This window comes from Nocardia alni (assembly GCF_019038435.1).
In the GTDB taxonomy this organism is placed as follows: Bacteria; Actinomycetota; Actinomycetes; order Mycobacteriales; family Mycobacteriaceae; genus Nocardia; species Nocardia alni.
On sequence record NZ_JAGPOX010000304.1, the window covers coordinates 1 to 2,046 of the forward strand.

At 70.3% G+C, this 2,046-nt stretch carries 2 protein-coding genes; one reads left to right on the forward strand and one right to left on the reverse strand.

Annotated features, from left to right (window positions below; translation table 11 throughout):
* Positions 1-1,626, forward strand: a 1,626-nt coding sequence (locus JZ791_RS43995) for a bifunctional 3'-5' exonuclease/DNA polymerase (protein ID WP_216903904.1), incomplete at its 5' end; no start/stop codon positions are given.
* 62 nt (positions 1,627-1,688) lie between these two features.
* On the opposite strand, the gene JZ791_RS44000 is transcribed toward JZ791_RS43995, so the two are convergent.
* The coding region (locus JZ791_RS44000) for a TetR-like C-terminal domain-containing protein (protein WP_216903906.1) at positions 1,689-2,046 on the reverse strand (358 nt) is incomplete at its 5' end.

Consider the following 2,046-nt stretch of genomic DNA (forward strand, 5'->3'; position numbering starts at 1 on the left):
GGTGGGGCGCGGTTGTGCGCGCTCGATCAGGACGGTCGCCCGGTGGGGCCGATTCTGGAGGAGGCATCGCTCGTGGAGGCGGTGCGGTCGCGGCCGGAGGTGGAGCGGTGGGTGTGGCGATCGACTGCCGGTATGTATCGGAGCTTGCTGGCGGGTGGGGTGCGGGTCGAGCGCTGTTATGACGTGGAGGCGGCCGAGGCGCTGTTGATCGGTCATGAGCAGGGGCAGGCGGGGCAGGCGCGATCGCTGGCGGGTGCGTGGGCGCGTCTGCGCGGATTGCCCGTTCCGCCGGATGTGCCCGCTCGTGCCGCCGAGACCGAGCCGACGTTGTTCGAAGAATCCGGCGCGGTGCGGTTGCCGCTCGGCACCGACGAATTCACCGCGTTGCTGGAGGTGTACGCGGGGCAGGTGGCCCGCACTGCGGCGGCGGAACATCCGCAGCGGATGCGGATGCTGCTGGCGGCCGAGTCGGCGGGCATGCTGGTGGCCACCGAGATGTCGCGGGCGGGGATTCCCTGGCGCGCGGATATTCACCGCGAGTTGCTCGATTCCCTGCTGGGAGAGCGTCTTCCCGGCGGGATGGAGCCACGGCACATGGCCGAACTGGCCGAGGAGGTGTCGCGGGCCCTCGGTGCGCGGGTGCGGCCGGATCTGCCGCAAGACATCATCCGCGCCTTCGCCCGCGTCGGGATCGCGTTGTCCTCCACCCGGAAATGGGAGCTCCAGGAGATCGACCATCCGGCGGTGCAGCCGCTGCTGGCGTACAAGTCGCTGTACCGCCTGTATACCGCGTACGGCTGGTCCTGGATCGAGCAGTGGGTGCGCGCGGGCCGCTTCCGTCCCGAATACCTGCCGGGCGGCACGGTGAGCGGCCGCTGGACCACCAATGGCGGTGGCGCGCTCCAGATTCCGAAGGTGCTGCGGCAGGCGATCCGCGCGGATCCGGGGTGGCGGCTGGTGGTCGCCGACGCCGACCAGATGGAGCCGCGGGTGCTCGCGGCGATCTCCCGGGATCCGGGTCTGATGGAGGTGGCCGGGCGCGAGGACGATTTGTACGCGGACCTGGCGGCCCGCGCGTTCGGCGGTGATCGCGCGCAGGCGAAGATCGCGCTGCTGGGCGCCATCTACGGCCAGACCTCCGGCGATGCGCTCACCCACATGGCCGAACTGCGCCGCCGTTATCCGGTCGCGGTGGCCTATGTCGACGACGCGGCCGCTGCCGGCGAACAGGGCCGCCTGGTGCGCACCTGGTTCGGCCGCACCTGCCCGCCGGTCGCGTCGTTCGACGAGCCGGACGAGGACGGTTCCACCGGGCACAGCACACCCCGCGCCCGCGCTCGTGGCCGCTTCACCCGGAACTTCGTCGTCCAGGGCAGCGCCGCCGACTGGACGCTGTTGCTCCTGGCGGGGCTGCGCACCGCCCTGCACACGGCGGGCCTGCGCGCCGAACTGGTGTTCTTCCAGCACGACGAGGTGATCGTGCACTGCCCGGAGGAGGAGAGCGAAGCGGTGGCCGAGCTGATCATCGTCGCCGCGCAGACCGCGGGGGAGATGGCGTTCGGGCCGACTCCGGTGCGGTATCGATTCACCACGGCGGTGGTCGAGTGCTACGGCGACGCCAAGTGAGGGGCTGCGACCGATGCGCCGGGTAGATCTTCGAACAGGCCGCGCCGGATCGCTCTCCGGCGTCATTCGGACGGTGACGGATTGTCGGCGGCGCGCAGTGGTGTGGGGTCGGTGTCGTCTGGCCATACGGTGCTCAGCACGCGGCTCGGCCAGTCGTCAGGGATGCCGGCGATGGTGACGTAGCGGCCGTAGAAGGAGCCGATGAGCATGCTGGTGAGCGCGTCGAGGTCGGCGGATTTGGGGAGGTTTCCGGCCGCGAGCGCTTGTCGCAGCAGTGCGCGCCGGGGCTCGACGAGGCGGGTTTTGAACAGGTGGAGTAGTTCGGGGTGACGGTCCTCTTCGGCGAGCAGTGAGCCGAGGATGGCCAATGCGGGGATGGCCTTCAGATTGCTGTGGAAGTTCTTCAGGATCGCCAGGGCG